The organism is Micromonospora globispora (genome assembly GCF_003857015.1).
Classification (GTDB): domain Bacteria; phylum Actinomycetota; class Actinomycetes; order Mycobacteriales; family Micromonosporaceae; genus Micromonospora; species Micromonospora globispora.
Window position 1 is genome coordinate 1 of the sequence record NZ_QGGF01000313.1, and the last position, 18751, is coordinate 18751.

21 protein-coding genes and 2 pseudogenes are annotated in these 18751 nt (G+C 72.8%); 14 read left to right on the forward strand and 9 right to left on the reverse strand.

What is annotated here, in order from left to right:
• The 9 genes and pseudogenes from DKL51_RS15310 to DKL51_RS15345 all read left to right on the forward strand — a co-directional run.
• Nucleotides 1-187, forward strand: a pseudogene (locus DKL51_RS15310) (hypothetical protein); the annotation flags it as partial.
• Nucleotides 188-354: 167 nt separating this feature from the next.
• Complete coding sequence (locus DKL51_RS15315; RefSeq protein WP_109945344.1) at nt 355-717, forward strand: hypothetical protein; 363 nt, start codon at nt 355-357, stop codon at nt 715-717.
• A 161-nt stretch (nt 718-878) separates the two neighbouring features.
• Nucleotides 879-1709 (forward strand): hypothetical protein, encoded by an 831-nt coding sequence (locus DKL51_RS15320; protein WP_109945343.1) that lies wholly within the window; start codon nt 879-881, stop codon nt 1707-1709.
• 108 nt (nt 1710-1817) lie between these two features.
• The gene (locus tag DKL51_RS15325) at nt 1818-2153 is read left to right on the forward strand and encodes a YkvA family protein (protein WP_109945342.1); all 336 of its coding nucleotides are present in this window, start codon (nt 1818-1820) and stop codon (nt 2151-2153) included.
• Between the two features lie 49 nt (nt 2154-2202).
• Complete coding sequence (locus DKL51_RS15330; RefSeq protein WP_124812186.1) at nt 2203-2622, forward strand: pyridoxamine 5'-phosphate oxidase family protein; 420 nt, start codon at nt 2203-2205, stop codon at nt 2620-2622.
• Between the two features lie 440 nt (nt 2623-3062).
• On the forward strand, nt 3063-3755 hold the full coding sequence (locus tag DKL51_RS15335) for a C39 family peptidase (RefSeq protein WP_109945340.1): 693 nt from the start codon (nt 3063-3065) through the stop codon (nt 3753-3755).
• A gap of 87 nt (nt 3756-3842) precedes the next feature.
• Nucleotides 3843-4097 (forward strand): HAD family hydrolase, encoded by a 255-nt coding sequence (locus DKL51_RS36410; protein ID WP_243420685.1) that lies wholly within the window; start codon nt 3843-3845, stop codon nt 4095-4097.
• An 18-nt stretch (nt 4098-4115) separates the two neighbouring features.
• Nucleotides 4116-4229, forward strand: a pseudogene (locus DKL51_RS36415) (HAD family hydrolase); the annotation flags it as partial.
• 192 nt (nt 4230-4421) lie between these two features.
• The gene (locus DKL51_RS15345) at nt 4422-5024 is read left to right on the forward strand and encodes a hemerythrin domain-containing protein (RefSeq protein WP_109945348.1); all 603 of its coding nucleotides are present in this window, start codon (nt 4422-4424) and stop codon (nt 5022-5024) included.
• 47 nt (nt 5025-5071) lie between these two features.
• Here the strand turns inward: DKL51_RS15345 and DKL51_RS15350 are convergent, their stop codons facing one another.
• Nucleotides 5072-5527, reverse strand: coding sequence for an Lrp/AsnC family transcriptional regulator (locus tag DKL51_RS15350; protein ID WP_109945339.1), 456 nt, complete (start codon nt 5525-5527; stop codon nt 5072-5074).
• 102 nt (nt 5528-5629) lie between these two features.
• Here DKL51_RS15350 and DKL51_RS15355 point away from each other — a divergent pair, with 102 nt between their 5' ends.
• Entirely contained in the window at nt 5630-6535 is a 906-nt protein-coding gene (locus DKL51_RS15355) for an SMP-30/gluconolactonase/LRE family protein (RefSeq protein ID WP_207783889.1), read from the forward strand.
• Between the two features lie 58 nt (nt 6536-6593).
• Here DKL51_RS15355 and DKL51_RS15360 read toward each other — a convergent pair whose 3' ends face one another.
• Complete coding sequence (locus tag DKL51_RS15360) at nt 6594-6776, reverse strand: antitoxin (RefSeq protein ID WP_109945338.1); 183 nt, start codon at nt 6774-6776, stop codon at nt 6594-6596.
• Nucleotides 6777-6908: 132 nt separating this feature from the next.
• Here DKL51_RS15360 and DKL51_RS15365 point away from each other — a divergent pair, with 132 nt between their 5' ends.
• A complete protein-coding gene (locus DKL51_RS15365; RefSeq protein WP_243420686.1) occupies nt 6909-8009 on the forward strand; it encodes an AI-2E family transporter in 1101 nt (366 codons plus the stop codon).
• Between the two features lie 3 nt (nt 8010-8012).
• Here DKL51_RS15365 and DKL51_RS15370 read toward each other — a convergent pair whose 3' ends face one another.
• Complete coding sequence (locus DKL51_RS15370) at nt 8013-8678, reverse strand: dienelactone hydrolase family protein (protein ID WP_109945337.1); 666 nt, start codon at nt 8676-8678, stop codon at nt 8013-8015.
• Between the two features lie 134 nt (nt 8679-8812).
• On the opposite strand from DKL51_RS15370, the gene DKL51_RS15375 reads away from it, so the two are divergent.
• From DKL51_RS15375 to DKL51_RS15385, 3 genes are all read left to right on the forward strand, one after another.
• Nucleotides 8813-9205, forward strand: a complete 393-nt coding sequence (locus DKL51_RS15375; RefSeq protein ID WP_109945336.1) for a MerR family transcriptional regulator — start codon at nt 8813-8815, stop codon at nt 9203-9205.
• Nucleotides 9175-9522, forward strand: a complete 348-nt coding sequence (gene trxA, locus DKL51_RS15380) for a thioredoxin (RefSeq protein ID WP_109945335.1) — start codon at nt 9175-9177, stop codon at nt 9520-9522. The genes DKL51_RS15375 and trxA overlap by 31 nt, the downstream gene beginning before the upstream one ends.
• Before the next feature lie 88 nt (nt 9523-9610).
• On the forward strand, nt 9611-9790 hold the full coding sequence (locus tag DKL51_RS15385; protein ID WP_109945334.1) for a hypothetical protein: 180 nt from the start codon (nt 9611-9613) through the stop codon (nt 9788-9790).
• A 58-nt stretch (nt 9791-9848) separates the two neighbouring features.
• Here DKL51_RS15385 and DKL51_RS15390 read toward each other — a convergent pair whose 3' ends face one another.
• From DKL51_RS15390 to DKL51_RS15415, 6 genes are all read right to left on the reverse strand, one after another.
• Nucleotides 9849-12221 (reverse strand): glycoside hydrolase family 65 protein, encoded by a 2373-nt coding sequence (locus DKL51_RS15390; protein ID WP_109945333.1) that lies wholly within the window; start codon nt 12219-12221, stop codon nt 9849-9851.
• Nucleotides 12218-12970 carry a beta-phosphoglucomutase family hydrolase gene (locus tag DKL51_RS15395; protein WP_109945332.1) on the reverse strand — a complete coding sequence of 251 codons (753 nt, stop codon included), beginning with the start codon at nt 12968-12970 and terminating at the stop codon, nt 12218-12220. The genes DKL51_RS15390 and DKL51_RS15395 overlap by 4 nt, the downstream gene beginning before the upstream one ends.
• A 52-nt stretch (nt 12971-13022) precedes the next feature.
• Nucleotides 13023-13490, reverse strand: a complete 468-nt coding sequence (locus DKL51_RS15400) for a DUF4442 domain-containing protein (protein ID WP_109945331.1) — start codon at nt 13488-13490, stop codon at nt 13023-13025.
• Nucleotides 13491-13537: 47 nt separating this feature from the next.
• Entirely contained in the window at nt 13538-14839 is a 1302-nt protein-coding gene (locus DKL51_RS15405) for an ABC transporter ATP-binding protein (RefSeq protein WP_109945345.1), read from the reverse strand.
• A 155-nt stretch (nt 14840-14994) separates the two neighbouring features.
• Entirely contained in the window at nt 14995-17184 is a 2190-nt protein-coding gene (locus tag DKL51_RS15410; protein ID WP_109945330.1) for a bifunctional glycosyltransferase/CDP-glycerol:glycerophosphate glycerophosphotransferase, read from the reverse strand.
• A gap of 15 nt (nt 17185-17199) precedes the next feature.
• The coding region (locus DKL51_RS15415) for a DUF5941 domain-containing protein (RefSeq protein ID WP_148097793.1) at nt 17200-18751 on the reverse strand (1552 nt) is incomplete at its 5' end.

Genomic DNA, 18751 nt, shown 5'->3' on the forward strand with positions numbered 1-18751 from the left:
CTCCGGCGGGGGTCGCGGCGCGGGCGGGCGCTCGGCCATGACCGGCGGGAACCGCAACGGCGTGCTCGGCGGGCGCGCCGAGGACCACGAGGACGATTCGGACGAGCGGCTGACCTGGCTGACCGAGGACGAGATGGTGTGGCAGGACGGCGAGACCGCCCCGCCGCCGGTGCTCGGCACGAACTGACCCCACGCTCCACGGCGCGGCGTCCCGTCACCGGGGTGCCGCGTCGTTCGGGTCGGCACCGTGCCGGCCCGGTCAGCGCTTCGTCCACAACGCAGGGTGGGGGGCGTCACGCCTCCCACGAAGATCGTCGAGCTGCATGAGGCGGACCTGACCGATAGGTTGAAGCGGTGCAGCTCGTAGCGTTCGCCCCGCCGATCTGGCCGGCGACGCTACGCACTCTGCGGAAGCTGACCCGCCTGGCCGTGACCGCCCTGGTGCTCGTCGTCGGAGCCGGCGGCGTGGCCGCCGCCCCGGACACCACCACCGCCCTCCGGCCGACCGTCGTGACGAGTCGGGTGGCCGAGCCGCGCCCCGATGCCGGTGTCGGCACCGAGCGCGTGGCCGACGTTGCGACCGAGCCGGCGCCCGGCGCCCCGGTGGAGCGGGCGGACCGGCGCGATTCCGCCTCCCGTCCGCAGATCGCGGTCGCGGTGGCCCTGGCCGACCCCGGCCGGGACGCGGTCGGCCGCCGCGGTCCCCCGCCCGCCTGATCCGCTGGCCGCCGCCGCGCGGCCCGGGATGATTCCCCGCCGAGCTGAGCGGGTACGGCCCCCTGCGGAACCTCCCGCACCACCGTCGCGCCTGCGACAACCCCGCCCGTAGACCGGGCCACGACCGTCCGTTCCGACCGTTCCACCACGAGGTGCTGGTAGTGCAGACCGTCTTCTCCACCGTCCTGCCCGACGTTCCCCAGGCCGCCGGGATCTGGCTGGCCCTGCTCGCCGTCGCGGCGACCGCCGTGGCCGGGCTGATCGTCCGCCCCGACCGGTTCCGGTCGGTGTTCGGCGATCGGATCAGCGAGGCGGCGATGCCGAGCAGCGTGGAGCTGGCCGAGGAGGCCCGGGAACGGGCCCGCTACGCCCAGGAGGTGGGGGTGGCCGCCGAGCGTGCCGCGACCACCGCCGAGCGGCGCCGCGCCGAGTGGCTGACCGCCGAGGAGGAGGTCGAGGAGGCGTGGCTGGCGTACCAGGCGGCCGAGGAGGATGTCCGCCGGCTGGCGGCCGCCGCCGCCCTGCCCCTGCCGCGTACCGCCCGGACCCCGGCCGAGTACGTCGACCGCGAGCGCTGGCTGCACCGGGCGGCGCTGGACGCGCAGTGGCGCGGGGAGATCACGGTGCGGCAGCTCAGTGACATCCTCGGCCACCGCGGCTGGGACCCACGCCGGCACCCGGTCGAGCAGGAACTGCTGCTGCGCCGGCTGGTCCGGGACAACCTGCTCGCCCGGCACGAGGCGGCCCGGGAGCGGGAGCAGGCCGCCTGGCGGGCCGCCGAGCTGGCCGCCGCGGCCGCCCGGAGTCTGCGCGAGGAGGCGTACACGGCCACCGGCCCGGCGCCGGAGGCCCAGTCCCTGCTCTCCACGATGGACCTCGCCGGCCCGGCCGCCGAGACTTCTCGGGGCGCCGCTACCGCCCGGGGAGGGAACGACGGCACCCGGGAGACCACGAGCGTGGCCCGGGGCCGGGCCGCCGTCCCCGCGTACTGACACCGGGCGCCGCCCGGCGCGGCAGGCCGGGCTCGATTAGCGCCGCCATCCCCGCGTACTGGCGCCCGGCCGGCGGCGCGGGGGGCCGGGCTCGGTTAGCGTGGCGGAATGTCCCGCGACGCCTGGGTCCTGGTGGTGCTCGGCGGCGTCGTCGCGCTGGCGACGCTGGTCGGTGCGGTGCTGCTCGCCGTCCGGGTGGTCCGCACCCGCCGACTGCTCGGCGCGCTGGGGGTGGGCGGCAAGGTCGCCTTCTACGGCGCGCTGATCTACGCCATCTTCCCGGTCGACATCCTGCCGGACCCGATCTACCTGGACGACATGGGCGTGCTGGCGGGTGCGCTGATCTACCTGACCCGGCTGGTACACCGGCATCGGGCGGCGCAGCGACGCCGGCCCGGCCAGCCGGAGGTTCAGCCGGGTCCGGTGCAGCGTCCCGTGCCATGATCAGTCCGGGACCGGCGGCCGGGCCGGATCGGTGGACAGGGGACGGGACATGGCGGGCGACCACCGGTTGGACCCACGCGACGAACGGGTCACCGCCTTCTTCCGCCAGCGGCACCTGGCGACGCTCACCACGCTGCGCGCCGACGGCACCCCGCATGTCGTACCGGTGGGGGTGACCTTCGACGCGGATGCCGGGGTGGCCCGGGTGATCACCTCGGAGACCTCGGCCAAGGCGCGGCAGGTGGCGGCGGCCGGCCCGGCGGGCAGCCCGGTGGCGGCCTGCCACGTCGACGGACGCTGGTGGCTCACGGTCGAGGGCCGGGCGGTGCTGCGCCGGGATCCGGAGTCGGTGGCCGAGGCCGAGCGCCGGTACGCCGAGCGCTACCGCCAACCGCGTCCAAATCCGCACCGGGTCGTCATCGAGATCCTCGTGACCTGGCTGCTGGGCAACCTGCCGGCGGCCGACTGACCTTGCCGTCCGCGGCCACCCGAGGACCCTACGGACCTGATGACGCAAACGGATCGCCTGTCCGAATCATCCCTGCCTGTGCCGACCTCATGGTGGCAGCCCGGCCCGGCCCCCGACCGGCGTCAAGGATTCTGCGCCACAACCCCGGCCTGTCCGGGCCCTCGTCGGAACCCGTGCGCCGACCATGCCGGTCTGTCCGGTTCGCCGTGACACGCGGCACCCGCCCGACGGAATCCCCGCCCGATTCCGGTCGTTACACCTCCCGTACGCCGGTGCAGGACAGGCGAGGGAGCGGAATGGCTCGGAGCCGTCGGTCGTTACACCTCCCCGGTGCGGGCCACGAGGCCGGACACCGATTCCCGATCAAATGAACCGAGCGCCCTTCCCGGTGCTTGCGTCTCCGTCCCCCGGAGGCGTCAATCCCCGAATGGAGCTTCGACATGAACACGATCTTCCGTAAGAGCATGCTGTCGGTCGCCGGTCTGGTCATGTCCGGTGGCGTCATCGCCGGTCCGGCCGTGGCCGCCCACGCCGCCCCGGCGCAGGCCGCGCCGGTCACCTCGGTGACCCTGGACAAGGGCAACGGCAACGGCAACGCCGACAAGGGCAACAACGGCAAGGGCGCGGACAAGAGCGACCGCCGGGCCAACTTCGAGTACGAGGCCCAGCCGAACGCCTACTACTGCGGCCCGGCGTCGACCCGGATCGCGCTGTCGGCCGAGGGCAAGGCGGTCAGCCAGGACGAGCTGGCCCAGAAGCTCGGCACGACCGTGGAGGGCACCGCCTCGGCGTTCGACATCACCCGGGTGCTCAACGAGTACACCGGTGGCAAGTACAAGACCGTCGAGATCAGCAATGACGTGGCCACCAAGGAGCAGGTCGAGCGCCTGCGGGCCGACGTCATGGCCGCCGTGGACCAGGGTCGCCCGGTCGTCGCCAACGCCATGGGCGCCGGCGTGGACGTGGACGGCGTCCAGCACAGCTTCCCGGGCCACTACGTGACCGTGGTGGAGTACAAGGACGACGGCAACACGGTGAAGATCGCCGACCCGGCCAGCCCGGGTAACCCGGAGTACTGGATGGACGTCACCGAGCTGGCCAACTGGATCGCGGGCCGCGGTTACAGCGCCTGATCCAGATTGTCTGACCGACCGAGGGCCGGTCTCCCCGAACGGGGAGGCCGGCCCTTCGTCGTGTCCGGCGGTCACTGGCATGCGGGCATGCCCTGCGCTTCTCGCCAGCCGGCTCGCGGCACCCCCTCTGACGAGGCGGTGGCGCTGGCGGCGTCGGACCGGCGTGCGCTCGCCCGCCGGGTGCTGGCGTCGGTGTCGTCCGCGACGCTGGACACGCTCGACGCGCTGCGGGCCGCCGGGCATCCGCTCGGACTGATCAGCAACGCCACCGCGGAGACGGCCGAGGCGTGGCCGGACACCAGCCTCCCCCCTTCGCCTCGACGTGGCGGTCTTCTCCTGTGAAGTGCGGTTGGCCAACCCGACCCGGCGATCTACCACGCGGCGGCCGAACGGCTCGGCGGCGCACCCGCCGGCTGCGTCTTCATCGGCGACGGCTCGGACGGCGAGCTGGCCGGGGCGGCGGCAGTCGGAATGTCGGTGATCCGGACCACCGAGCACAACGACACCGACCCGGCCTGGCCAGGTCCGACGATCGCGACGCTTGCCGAGCTGCCGACCCCTGCTGCGCCGAGCGGAGCCCTCCCCCCGCGGGCGTGGGTTCGCCCGGCAACTCGGGGGTACTGCCCCCGGCAAGCCGATCCGATCCCACCGGTAAGGGGCAGTGAAATGACCAACGCACAGACCACGACGGGGCAGGACGTCGTCGACGTTTTGATGGCCGACCACCGGGAGGTCGAGGCGATCTTCGTCGAGCTGGAGAGCCGGCAGGGCACGCCGGAGCACCGCCGGCAGCTCGCCGACGTGGTGATCGCCGAGCTGGTCCGCCACTCCGTCGCCGAGGAGGCGTACGTCTACCCGGCCGCCCGCAAGGCGCTGCCGGACGGCGACCAGATCGCCGAGCACGAGATCTCAGAGCACGCCGACGCCGAGCGGACCATGAAGGAGCTGGAGGCGCTCGACCCGTCCGACCCTCGCTTCGACGAGCTGCTCACCCAGCTGACCGCCACCATCCGGCACCACGTGCAGGACGAGGAGTCCGACCTCTTCCCCCGGCTGCGCGCCGCGGTGGCCCGGGAGGAACTCGTCGAGCTCGCCGGCAAGGTGGAGAAGGCCAAGAAGGCGGCGCCGACCCGCCCGCACCCGGCCGCTCCGGACCACCCGCCGGCGAACAAGATGCTCGCCCCGGGCACCGGGCTGGTGGACCGCATGCGGGACGCGCTGAGCGGCCGCCCCACTTCGATGCAGGAGCTGCGCGACAAGCAGTCCTGATCGTCTCTCTGGTGGCCACGCTCCCCCGGGACGTGGCCACCGCCGTGTCAGGGGTTCGGCGGGTACGGGTCGAGCGGCCGCTCGAAGAAGGTCTCCAGGACGACGATGGTCTGCGTACCGGTGACACCCTCCACGTGGAACAGTCGGCGCAGGCTCGCCTGAAGCTGTTCGGGCGTACCGACGCGGATCTTGACGAGTACCGAGGCGGGGCCGGCGATGACGTGCGCCTCCTCCACCTCCGGCAGCGTGGCCAGCGCCTCGTGGGTCGGCCGGTCCCCCATCCACGCGTTCGCCTCCACCAGCACGAACGCGAGCACGCCCCGTCCGACCGCAGCGGGGTCGACGTCGACCGTGGTCCGGCGGATCACCCCCTGCTCACGCAGCTTGCGTACCCGTTCGTGCACCGCGCCGGTGGAGAGCCCGACGGCGCCGGCCAGCGCGGCGTACGACTGGGTCGCATCCCGTTGCAGGGCGGCCAGCAGGCCCCGATCCACCTCGTCCATCGCGACTCAACAGCTCCTCTCGTTCGGCGAAAAGTGGGTCTCGCCGATTGCGGTTCGGTCATGTTAGCTTGACGCCGAACGACAGTCACGGGGGAGGCGGTCATGATCGACCGGTTCAGGACGCGCTTCGAGGTGCTCGACGAGCGGTTCCGTCGGGTCAACGGCGACGAGTGGGTGGAGTGCCTCTGGACCGGAGGCCGCTGGCTGGAGGGGCCAGCCTGGTTCCCGGCCGGGCGTTACCTGGTGTTCAGCGACATCCCCAACGACCGACTGCTGCGCTGGGACGAGACCACCGGCGCGGTCGGGGTGTTCCGCCAGCCGGCCGGCTACGCCAACGGGCACACCGTCGATCGACGGGGGCGACTGGTGAGCTGCGAGCAGGGCCGGCGGCGGGTCACCCGGACGGAGCCGGACGGCACCGACACCGTGCTCGCGGACCGCTGGAAGGGCCTGCGGCTCAACAGCCCGAACGACGTGGTCGAGCACTCCGACGGGTCCATCTGGTTCACCGACCCCAGCTACGGCATCGACAGTGACTACGAGGGGCACCGCGGCGAGAGCGAGATCGGCGGCAACCACGTCTACCGGGTGGATCCGCGGGACGGGGAGGTGCACCTGGTCGCCGACGACTTCGAGCAGCCCAACGGCCTCGCGTTCAGCGCCGACGAGTCGGTGCTCTACATCGTGGACACCCGGGCGCGGCACCTGCGCCGGTTCGAGGTGACCGAGGACGGCAGGCTGCGCGGCGGTGCGGTCTTCGCCACCTGCGACGCCGGTTCCTTCGACGGCGTACGCCTCGACGAGGCGGGGCGGGTGTGGGTCGCCGCGCACGACGGGCTGCACTGCTTCGACCCGGACGGCACGCTACTGGGCAAGCTGCACCTGCCCGAGGTCGTCGCCAACTTCACCTTCGGCGGGCCGAAGCGCAACCACCTCTACATCTGCGCCTCCAGCTCCCTGTTCACGCTCCGGGTGAACGTCAACGGGGCCCGCTACCCGGGCTGTTGAGCCGGAGACGCCGCTCCCCGGCCGCCGAGGATTCGGCGACCCGGGAGCGCGGCGATGATCAGCGACGCGTGTCGCCCTCGCCGGTACGCTGCTGCGCCATGTCGACGCCCTTGTCGATCTGCTCGTCGTGCTTGCCGCCGGTGCGCTGGTCGGCCATGTCGCCGCCCTTCTCGATGCCCTGGTCGACCTGCTTGTCGTGCTGGTCGGCGAAGTCCTTGGCCTTGTCCATGAAGTCACTCACGTCGCATCTCCTCACCTTCGTCGCCTATCTGCGTTCCCTCGGGTCGGTGGTACAAACGCCGGGCGGCCAGCGGCGCGGGTGTCGGAACGACGCCGATCGGGTACCGAGCGGCCGGGACCGAGGAGGGGCGACGTGATCGAGGACGGTACCGAGGCGACGGCGGAACGTACCCGGGTCGAGGGCCCCCGACAGGTCTGGGCCGGCCTGCCCTGGCCGGTGCGGACGGCGGTGACCTGGAGCGCCTGCCTGGTGGTGGTGGTCACCGGGCTCTGGCTGCTGGGGAAGATCGCCGTGCTGCTGGCGCCGCTGGCCGTGGCGCTGGCCGGGACCCTGTTCCTCGCCGCGCTGCTCGATCCGGTGCTGCTCCGGCTACGCCGGTTCCGGGTGCCGGCGGCGCCCGCCGCCCTGCTCACCATCCTGCTGCTGCTCGGCGTGCTGGTCGGCGTGGGGGTGCTGGTGTGGAACCTGACCGCGAGCCAGTTCGGCGAGCTGAGCCAGCAGCTCGACCAGGGGCTGGAGCGCAGCCGGGACTTCGTCACCTCCACCCTGCCGGTCACCGACGAACAGTTGGACCGGCTGCTCCGGCAGGCCCGGGAGGGGCTGAGCGGCGGCGCTCCCGACCCGGTCCGGGGGGCGCGGACCGCCGCCGAGGTGGCCGGCTCCGTACTGCTGGCGCTGGTGCTGCTCTTCTTCCTGCTCAAGGACGGCCGGTCGATGTGGCGCTGGGTGCTGCGCCGGATGACCGGTCCGAACCGGACGGCCACGGCGGAGGCCGGCCGGGTCGGCTGGCGGACGCTCGGCTCGTACAGCCGCGGCACGATGATCATCGCGGCGATCGACGCGATCGGGATCGGCTCCGCGCTGGTGCTGCTCGGGGTGCCGCTGGCCCTGCCGCTGGCGCTGATCACCTTCCTCGGCGGTTTCGTGCCGATCATCGGCGCGACGGTGGCCGGGGCGGTCGCGGTGCTGGTCGCCCTGGCCGCGAACGGCCCGACCACCGCGCTGCTCACCGTGGCCGCGGTGATCGCGGTCCAGCAGATCGAAGGCAACCTGCTGGAACCGCTGATCATGAAGCGTCAGGTACAGCTGCACCCCGCGGTGATCCTGGTCGTGGTCACGGCCGGCACCCTGATCGCCGGGATCGCGGGCGCGTTCGTCTCGGTCCCGATCGCGGCGGTCACCTGGCGGGTCATCGACACCGTGCAACGGCACCGGGCGCCGGCACCCGCCTGACCCTCACGCCGGGCGGGGCACGCGGGCCAGGTGCCCGGAGAACCAGGACGCCGCCTCGTCGGCGACCTGCTCGAGGGTGCCGGGCTCCTCGAAGAGATGGGTGGCGCCCGGGACGATCCGCAGCTCGGCGACGTCGCCCAGCTGCGCCTTCGCCTGCTCGTTGAGCACGATCACCTGCTCGTCCAACCCTCCGACCAGCAGCAGCGTCGGCGCCCGGACGGCCGACAGGGACGCACCGGCCAGATCGGGGCGGCCGCCCCGGGACACCACCGCCCGTACCCGGTCCGGGCGTTCGGCCGCGGCGACCAAGGCGGCCGCGGCGCCGGTGCTGGCCCCGAAGAGACCGACCGGCAGCGGGCGCAGCGTGGAATCGGTACCCATCCAGTCGACGATCGCGGCCAGCCGGTCGGCGAGCATCGGGATGTTGAACCGCAGCTCGGCGGTCTGCGCGTCGATCGCGTCCTCTTCGGGGGTGAGCAGGTCGACCAGCACTGTGGCGAGCGACCGGTCGTTGAGCGTGTGGGCGACGGCGACGTTGCGCGGGCTGTGCCGGGAACTGCCGCTGCCGTGCGCGAAAAGGACCACACCCTTTGGTTCGTCCGGAAAGACCACGTCGGCCGGCAGGCCGCCCTTGGCCACCGGGATCGTCACCTCGCGCATCTCCGCCATCTCCGACCTCCCCGTCCGCCGGCCCATCCTGCCGGCCCGCGCCTCGCATACCCGGCTGGCACCCGGGCTCACCTGTTGCGTTGACGCCGACGGCAAGGTTTAGCGTGACAGCGAGGGCGGACGAGGGAGGTCGGATGCGCATCGGCGAGCTGGCGGAACGCGCCGGTACGAGCACCCGCACCTTGCGGTACTACGAGACCCAGGGGCTGGTCCGACCACGCCGGTCCGCCAACGGCTACCGGGTCTACGACGAGGCGGAACTGCGCGTGGTGCACGAGATCCGGGCGCTGCTGGCAGTGGGCTTCGGTCTCGACGACATCCGGCCGTTCGTGGCGTGCCTGCGCGCCGGCAACAGCTCCGGTGACGTCTGCCCGGATTCGGTCGCCGTGCTCCGCCGCAAGCTCGCCGAGGTGGACGCCTACCTCGACCGGCTCGGCACGGTACGGCGGCAGCTGCACGACCAGCTCGCCCGCGCCATCGCCCATCGGGAGGAAACATGCCTCAGGACACGGAACAGGCCCGGCTGACCGCGCTCACCGACGCCACGTTCGCCGCGACGGTGCTGGCCAGCACACGGCCGGTGGTGGTGGACTTCTGGGCCGAGTGGTGCCCGCCCTGCCGCGCGGTCTCCCGGCACTTGGCCGAGCTCGCCGAGGAGTTCGGCGACGCACTGCTCTTCGCCACGCTGAACTCGGACGAGAACCCGGAGACCACCCGGGCGTACGGGGTGATGTCGATGCCCACCCTGCTGGTCTTCCGGAACGGCGAGGTGGTCGGCTCGATCGTCGGCGCCCGGCCGAAGAACCACCTGCGGCTGAGCTTCGCCCGGCACCTGGAGGCGTGAGCCGGCCGTTTGCCGGGGAGCCGATCGGGAAGGCGCGAAGTGACCGTAGATCGGCGCAGCCGCGCCCCGACGGATCGCGAGGATCGTCATGGCTCAGCAGCAGGAAAGGTCCCAGCAGCAGGCCGACGAGCGGGAACGGCGCGAACGGGACGCCGAGCGCGCTCGTAACTGGGCGGACGAGGCGGCGGAGGCCCGGACCGCTGACGACCCACGCGCCATGGCGCCGCGGGACGCCGGCGGACGGCCGTCCAACGGCCGCCAGTTCTGACCGGACGTCCACGTCCCGGCCCGGTCGTCCCGGGCCGGGACGTCCGTTTTCGGGCGCCTCAGACGCTGTTCTCCGGCAGGTGGAGCAGCGGCGCCCGGCCGGGCGGCTGCTCCGGCGGCGGGCCGGACGGGTGGGCCGGCGGCACCGGCACGGTGACCGGCTGTTCGCAGGTGACCCGGATCGGCTCGCCGTGGTGGCGCAGCTCCACCTCGGTGTCCGGCCCACCGCGCCGGAGCTGGTACGTCGTCTGGTGCGGCCGCACGTCGACCCGCAGGTGCATGGACCGCCACTGGAGGGAGAACTCCAGGCGGCTGAGCCGGCTGGAGAGCCGGGGCGAGAAGGACAGCGTCCCGTCGTGGTCCCGCAGGCCGCCGAACCCGGCGACCAGGGCGATCCAGGCACCGGCGAGTGAGGCCATGTGCACGCCGTCGCGGGTGTTCTCGTTCAGGTCGTGCAGGTCCATCAGGGCGGCCTCGCGGAGATAGCGGTGGGCCAGCTCGGGGAAGCCCACCTCGGCCGCCATGACCGCCTGGGTGCAGGCGGAGAGCGAGGAGTCCCGCACGGTCCGACGCTCGTAGTACTGGAAGTTGCGCAGCTTCTGCGGGCCGGTGAAGGCGTCGCCCCGCCAGTGCATGGCGAGCACCAGGTCGGCCTGCTTGACCACCTGCTTCCGGTACAGGTCGAAGTACGGGTAGTGCAGCAGCAAGGGGTACTTCTCCGGCGGGGTGTGCTCGAAGTCCCACTCCTGCAGCCGGGGGAAGCCCTCCACCTGCTCGTGCACGTCGAGCCCCTCGTCGTATGGGATGTGCATGGCGTTCGCGGCGTCCCGCCAGGCGGCCGCCTCCTCCTCACTCACCCCGAGGTCGGCCGCCTGGTCCCGGTACTGCATCGCGCACTCGGCGGCGGTGAGCAGGTTCCGCTGCGCCATCAGGTTGGTGTAGATGTTGTCGTTCTTCACCGCGGTGTACTCGTCCGGGCCGGTCACCCCGTCGATGTGGAACTGGCCGTTGCGGTCGTGGTGACCCAGCGAGCGCCACAGCCGGGCGGTCTCCACCAGCAGCTCCAGGCCGATCTCCTGTTCCAGCGCCTCGTCCCCGGTGACCAGGACGTACCGGCGCAGCGCGTCGGCGATGTCGGCGGCGATGTGGAACGCGGCCGTGCCCGCCGGCCAGTACGCCGACGACTCGGGGCCATCGATGGTCCGCCACGGGAAGGCGGCGCCCTTCAGGTTCAGGGTCCGGGCGCGCTCGTGCGCCTGGGCCAGGGTGGAGTGCCGCCAGTACAGCGCGTCCCGGGCCGCGCTCGGCTGGGTGTAGGTGAGCACCGGCAGGACGAACATCTCGGTGTCCCAGAACGCGTGCCCGTCGTAGCCCGGGCCGGTCAGCCCCTTCGCGGAAATCGGCCGCCGCTCGGCGCGGGCACCGGCCTGGAGCACGTGGAACAGCCCGAAGCGGACGGCCTGCTGGACCTCCGGGTCGCCCTCCACCCGGACGTCGGCGGCGTCCCAGAACTCGTCGAGATACTCCCGCTGCGCCCGGCGCAGCCCGTCCCAGCCGTCCAGGCGGGCGGCGGCGAGGGCCGCGCCGACCTGGTCGCGCAGCGCCGGCAGGGACCGCCGGCTGGACCAGCCGTACGTCAGGTACTTGACCACCCGCAGCACCTGGCCGGGCTTGAGCACGCAGCCGACGGTGGTCCGGACCCAGTCCTCGTACCCCTCGGACTCGATGGTCGTGCGCTCGGGGCCGTGCACGTCGTGCGCCATGGCGGCGCCGACCCGGAGCCCGCTGACCTTGGTGCTGTGGATCAGCAGCCCGCCGTCGTCGGTGGTCAGCTCCTCCTCGGCCTGCAGCGGCGACTCCAGTACCGCGGCCACCCGCGGGTCGCGGCTCTGCGCCGGCAGGGTCTCGTTGGCGACCAGCTCGGACTGGAGGATCAGCCGGATCGGCGCGTCGACCGCCTCCACCTCGTAGTGGATCGCGGCGACCGACCGCTGGGTGAACGACACCAGCCGGGTGCTGCGGACCTTGACCTGCTGCCCGGCCGGCGAGCGCCAGTGCACCTCCCGGTGCAGGGTGCCGGCCCGCAGGTCGAGGATCCGCTCGTGGAAGAGGAGCTCGCCGTACCGGACGTCGAGCGGCTCGTCGTCCACCAGCAGCCGGATCAGCTTGCCGTTGGTGACGTTGACGATGGTCTGGCCGGACTCGGGGAAGCCGAACCCGGCCTCGGCGTACGGCAGCGGGCGCAGCTCGTAGAAGGAGTTCAGGTAGGTGCCGGGGAGGCCGTGCGGCTCCCCCTCGTCGAGGTTGCCGCGCAGCCCGACGTGCCCGTTGGAGAGGGCGAAGACCGACTCGGACTGGGCCAGCACGTCCATGTCGAGCCGGGTCTCCCGGACGTGCCACGGTTCGACGGGATAGGCCCGCTCCCTGATCATTCGCCCTGCTCCCCCGTCATCAGCTCACCGAGGTCGGTGACCACGATGTCGGCGCCGTGCGCGCGGAGCTCGTCGGCCTGGCCGACCCGGTCGACGCCGACCACGTAGCCGAACCCGCCGGCCCTTCCGGCGGCCACCCCGGCCAGCGCGTCCTCGAAGACGGCGGCCTGGGCCGGCTGGACCCCGAGCAGTTCCGCCCCGGCCAGGAAGGTGTCCGGGTGGGGCTTGCCGCGCAGCCCGCGTTCCCGGGCGACCACGCCGTCGACCCGGGCCTCCAGCAGCGGGTCCAGCCCGGCGGCGGCCACCACGGCCGCGCAGTTGGCGCTGGCGGAGACGACCGCGCGGCGCAGCCCGGCGGCGGCCGCGGCCTCCAGGTAAGCCAACGAACCGGGGTAGACGTCGACCCCGTCGGTGCGCAGCCGCTCCAGCAGGACGACGTTCTTGCGGTTGCCGACCCCGTTGACCGTGTCGGCCTCCGGCGGGTCGTCCGGTGACCCCTCGGGCAGGGTGATGCCCCGCGAGGTCAGGAAGGAGCGCACGCCGTCGGCCCGCGGCTTCCCGTCCACGTACCGGTTGTAGTCCGGTCCGGGATCGAACGGGCGGTACGCCTCGCCGGTGGCCGTCGCGTGTTGCCGCAGGAACGCGTTGAAGGTCTCCGTCCAGGCGGCGTTGTGCACCTTGGCGGTCTGCGTCAGCACACCGTCCAGATCGAAGAGACAGGCGGTCACGTGAGCGGGTAGGCCCAGCACGGATTGAATCTATCCACCGGACCGCCCGGACAAACCCGATTCGCCCCGCCGGTCAGCGGTTCGGGCGCAGAGTCCAGGTGACCGTCATGGCGGAGGTGGGCGTGCCGTCCTCGGTGCTGATCTCGACCTCGACCGGGAACTCGGGCCGCTTGCCGGCGTCCAGCTCGGCGATCACGTCGGCGGGCCGGCGACCCAGCCGGGCGGTGGCGAGCACCGGACCCATGGCCACCTTCCGGTACGCGATCTGCGCGGAGACGGCCAGCGGCACCGCCCGGTCGAGCAGTTGCCCGAACGCGGCGAGCACCACCGCGCCGGAGGCGGTCTCCCCGAGGGTGAACATCGCGCCGGCGTGCGGGCCGCCGACGTGGTTGTGGGTGGCCGGCGTGTCGGGCAGCCGGACGACGGCCCGCACCCCGCCCTCGGCCTCGGGCGCGACCTCGACGAATTCGAAACCGAGCGTGCGGGCAAACGGCACGGCTTCCAGCATGCCGGCCGCTACCTGGCGAGAGTCGATGGACATACCCAGACGCTACTCGGCAGTAACTTCGCGGGCAAGACCGATGCCGATCACCGCCAGCCCACGTCGATCCGGTCGCCCCGCTCGTCGAAGAAGTGCAGGGCGTCCATGCGTACCTGGACGGCCAGCGGGTGCCCCGCCGACACCGCCGGGTACGGGGCGAGCCGGACGGCCAACTCCGCCGGGCGGCGGTGGTGCCGACCCGGGTCGTTGAGCACGCTGGTCCGGTTGCCACGCCCGGCCGGTGCCGAGGCCGGCGCCTCCGCCCGACCGGCGAGCCGCTGCATGACCTGACCGAACCGGCGCAGGCCGCGCTGGCCGTCGGCGGCGGTCTCCACCGGCCCGCCCATCTCGTCCACCATGATCGCGGTGGCACCGATGTCCAGGAAGGCGAGCGACTCGTGCCCGTGGTGCTCCAAGTGGCGGATGCGGCCCTGGAGCACGTCGCCGGGGGTGTCCGGAGCGACCGGGGTGAGCGCCTCGGCCCGCATCCCGACCACGATCCGCTCGCCGTGGTAGTGCGCCACCGCCCGGCTGCGAATGTCGTCCCAGGGCAGGTAGAGCGACTGCTCGCCGAGGTTGAGCGTCACGTACCGGTCGAGGTGCACGTAGACCGACGCCTCCAGCAGGTTCATCCGGGGGCTGCCGAGGAACGCCGCGACGTAGAGGGTGGCCGGGCGGCCGTACACCTGGGTGGGGGTGCCCACGTCCTGGAGCACGCCCTTGCGCATGATGGCGACCCGGTCGGCCATGGTGAGCGCCTCGGCCTGGTCGTGGGTCACGTAGATGGTGGTGACGCCCAGCTCGCGGGTCAGGCCGGAGATCTCGGCGCGCAGCTCGGCCCGGAGGCCGCTGTCCAGGTTGGAGAGCGGCTCATCCATCAGGAACAGTCCGGGTCGGCGGACTATCGCCCGGCCCATCGCCACCCGCTGCCGCTGGCCGCCGGAGAGCTGGCTCGGTTTGCGCCCGAGCACGTCACCGATGCCCAGCGCGCTGGCCACGTCGGTGACCCGCTCGCCGCGCGGGGTCGGCTCCACGCCGGCCAGCCGCAGCGGGAAGGCGATGTTGTCCCCCACGGTCAGGTGGGGATAGAGCGCGAAGTCCTGGAAGACCATGGCGATCTTCCGGTCCCTCGGCGGCAGGTCGTTGGCCACCTCGCCGTCGAGCATGACCGCGCCGGAGGACGGGTCCTCCAGGCCGGCCACCATCCGGAGCACGGTGGACTTGCCGCAGCCCGACGGGCCGAGCAGCACCATGAACTCGCCGTCGTTGACGTCCAGGTTGACGGTGTCCACCGCGACGGTCCCGTCCTGGAACACCTTGCTGACATCCTTGAGCGCGACGGTGCTCACCGTCTCCTCCAACAGCTCGTCGGCTGAACCCGGCAATGACTGTGACCAGGATCATTGGATAAGCACATCGGGTAAACGTGCCATGTTCAATTGGTGACAGAGCTATTACGCGGTATCGGTGCGTCACGATGGCTGGCCGCACCGCGGGCGACCAGTCAGGCCGGCTCGTCGAGGAAGACCCGGCGGACCACCCGTTCGGCGGCGTGACCGTCGTCGAGGGCGCAGAACCGCGCCCGGAACCGTTGCCGGGCCTCCTCGGCCTCCGCCGACCGGACGGCGCCGGAGCGGAACAGGTCGAGCAGGGCGGGGAAGTCCCGGGCCACCGCCCCGGGCGGCTCCGCGAGGAGGTCGAAGTAGACGCCCCGGGCCAGCCGGTACGCCTCCCAGTCCGGCGCGTACACCACGATCGGCCGGTCCAGGACGCCGTAGTCGAACATCGCCGATGAGTAGTCGGTGATCAGCGCGTCGGCCGCGAGGTAGAGGTCCTCCACCCGGTCGTGGGCGCTGACGTCGAGCAGCCGTCCCGCCGCCGGCCTTTGCGGGCGCCGGTCCCGGTCCTCGAAGTAGTGACTGCGGATCAGCAGCCGGCCGGATGGTCCGAGCACGTCCAGCAGCCGATCCGGGTCGAACGGGGGCTGCCAGCCCGGCAGGTGCTCCCGGTGGGTCGGCGCGTAGAGCACGACCTGCTCGTCCGGGCCGATGCCCAGCTCCGCGCGCACCTTGTGGACCTCGTCCCGGGTGGCCAGCACCAGCCGGTCGTTGCGCGGGTAGCCGACCTCCAGCGTCTCGTACGCGGCCGGATAGGCCCGCTCCCACATCTGCGTCGAGAAGCTGTTCGAGGTGACACTGAAGTCCCAGCGGTCCACCCGGCGCAGCAGCTTGGCGAAGTCCATCCCCATCGCGCCGATCGGATACCGCTGCTGGTCCAGCCCCATCACCTTGACCGGGGTGCCGTGGTGGGTCTGCAGATGGATCGAGCCGGGCCGCTTGCGGACGAAGTCGGGGAAGTTGACGTTGTTGACCAGCCAGCGGGCCCGGGCCAGCGCCCGGTAGTAGGCGGGGCTGCCGGCGACCACGTACTCCACGCCGGACGGGAGCGTGTCGACCCGGTCCCGCCGGACCACCCACACCCCGCGCACCTGGGGCGCGAGCCGGCGGGCGGCGGCGTAGACGGCGGCCGGGTTGCAGGCGTAGCCGCGGAACCAGTAGGCCGCGTAGAGGGCGAGCGCCGGGTCGATCGGCCGGCGCAGCTCCGCCCGGTAGTACTCGTGCAGCACCGCCTCCCCGGTCACCTCGGCGGTACGCCGGGCGACCGGCAGCGCCCGGCGTCCGGCCCGGCGTACCGAGCGGCGGGAGGCGTCGGCCGCCCGGTTGGCGGTCCGCAACGCGCTGAAGGTACGCCACCGCCCGGCCGCCACCAGCCGGTGTTTCACCCCCTCCACCCCCGGCGGGACGGGATATTCGCCGGCCGGCCGGAAGCGGGTGTAGTCGGCGTGGATCTGGGCGAAGAAGGCGGGCCGCAGCTCGGAGGCGATCCGCGCGCCGTTGCCTAGCACGTTCAGGTAGTGCCAGATCATCCGCTCGAAGACGGCGGGCCGCAGTTCGTCGACCTGCGGCCCCCACCGGTCCATCAGCCGGAACACCCGGTGCCACTGGGCGAAGACCTCGAAGTGCCGGTCGCCCCGGGTCCGGGTGATCGCCCCGCTCCGCCGCTGCCGGTAGTTGACGCAGACCCGGTCCAGCACCCCGATCCGCTCAGCGGCCATCAGCACCGGATAGCTGAACGACACGTCCTCGTACCAGCCGGGTGCGAAGCGGAAGCCCTGGTCGACCAGGAACTGCCGGCGGACCACCCGGTTCCATGCGGTGTGCAGCAGCCGCAGCGTCTCCGGCCGGTCCCGCAGCCGGAACGCCGCCTCGCCGGGCGGTTCCGGGAACACGTCGGCCATCGCACTGCGGACGCCCACGTTGTTCCAGTGCGCCCGGACGTGGTCGACGATCAGCACGTCCGGGCGGGTGGCGCGGAGCCGCTCGGCGACGTGCGGCAGGCAGCCGGCGACGAGCCAGTCGTCGCCGTCGACGAACCAGAGGTACTCGCCGACGGCCCGGTCCAGCCCGATGTTGCGGGCCGGACCGAGCCCGACGTTCTCGGTCAGCCGGACGGCGTGGACCCGGGGGTCGCGGGCCGCGTACTCGGTGAGGATCTCACCGCTGCCGTCGGGCGAGGCGTCGTCGACCCCGATCACCTCCAGGTCGCCGAACGGCTGGCCGAGGATCGAGTCGAGACACTCGCGCAGGTAGCCCTGCACCCGGAAGGCCGGTACGACGAAGCTGATCAGTGTCATCCGGCTGGCCCTCCGTCAGCCCGACAGGCGGTCACCTCCGCCCACCGGGGCCGGCGTCCGCCGGGCGCGCGCCGGCAGGATCACCCAGGCCAGGACCACGCTCACGGCGAAAGCCACGAGAAGGTACGTACCGAGTGTAAGCAGACCAGTACTCGCGATTCCGGCAAATGACGCCAGGGCGAGGAGCGCCGAACGCCCGTCCCAGCCCAGCGTGGCGGCGTGCAGCGGGGGCGCGGACTGCCGCTTCTCGAGCCGGGCAGTGAGGTCGTAGTGGTGCAGGGTGAGCACGAAGACGTACCCGAAGATCAGCCACGGCGGCACCTCGCCCACCACACCGACCGCGATCGCGAAGAGGTACTCCGCCGCCCGCAGCGCGGCCGGCACCAGCCAGTCCAGCGGCCCGTCGTGCGCCGCCCGCGCCCCCAGCCCGGCGACGAGCAGCACCAGCAGGGCCAGCGGCACTGCCCAGCGCGGCACCGCCTCGTCGGCGTGCACCCGCAGCAGCCCGACCACCAGCAGCACCGCCGCGCCCAGCGCACCGAACACCGCCAGCGGCAGCGGACCCGGCCGGCGCACCGGCGGCAGCCAGCGGACCAGCGGCCCGTCGTCCCGGTGCAGTGCGGTGTCGACGGTGGTCAGTACCGGCACCCGCATCCACCGGGCGCGCAGGGTCCGCAACGCCCCGGTGTACGCGAACGCCAGCGTCCCCCACACCAGCACCGCGCAGAGCGCCACCAGCGGGTTGAACAGCGCCACGGTCAGCGCGATCAGCGCCCACCGCTCGCCGATCGGGAAGACCACCGTCCGCTTCAGCCAGTACGACACCGAGCCGGTGTCCGCCTGCACCCTGGTCGAGGCGGCGTTCAGCTTGCCGCCGATGCCCCCGCCCTCCCCGGTCGTCGGGCGCGGCCGCCGGGCGGCCTCGTCGTGCAGGACGCCGTACCAGGTGTCGGTCATGTGCCGGACGGTCTGCAGGGTCATCGCGGCGATGGCCAGGGCCCAGCCGTACCGGAACCCGGCGTGCGTGGCGCCGTAGCCGAGCCCGGCGTAGACCAGGTACTCCTTGGCCCGGTCGGCCATCGTGTCCAGCCAGCCGCCCCAGGCGCTGAACTGCCGGGTGTAGCGGGCCACCTGACCGTCCACGCAGTCGAGCACGAAGCCGAGGTAGAGCAGGACCGCCCCGGCGACCAGCGCCGGCCGGCCGCCGACGCCGAACAGCACCGCGGCGGCCACCGCGAAGAGCACCGAGATCATGGTGACCGCGGTCGGGCTCAGCCCGAGGCGGGCGGCGGTGCGGGTGACGTACGGCGACCAGGTGCTGACGAAGAACGTGGTGAAGAAGTCGTCCCGCTCCTTCACCGACAGCCGCAGCTCCGCCCGGTCCTCGTCGACCGCGGCCACGGCCGCCTCGGCGGCGGCCAGCTCCGGCGCGGTGGTGACCCGGCGCGCGACCAGCAGGCGTACCCGGTGGGCGAAGGTCAGCGTGCCGCACGCCGTCAGGTCCGCGAAGAGCCGGTCCACGGCGGACCCGGCGGCGGGCGTGGTCGCCGCCGGGTCCGCCGTGGAC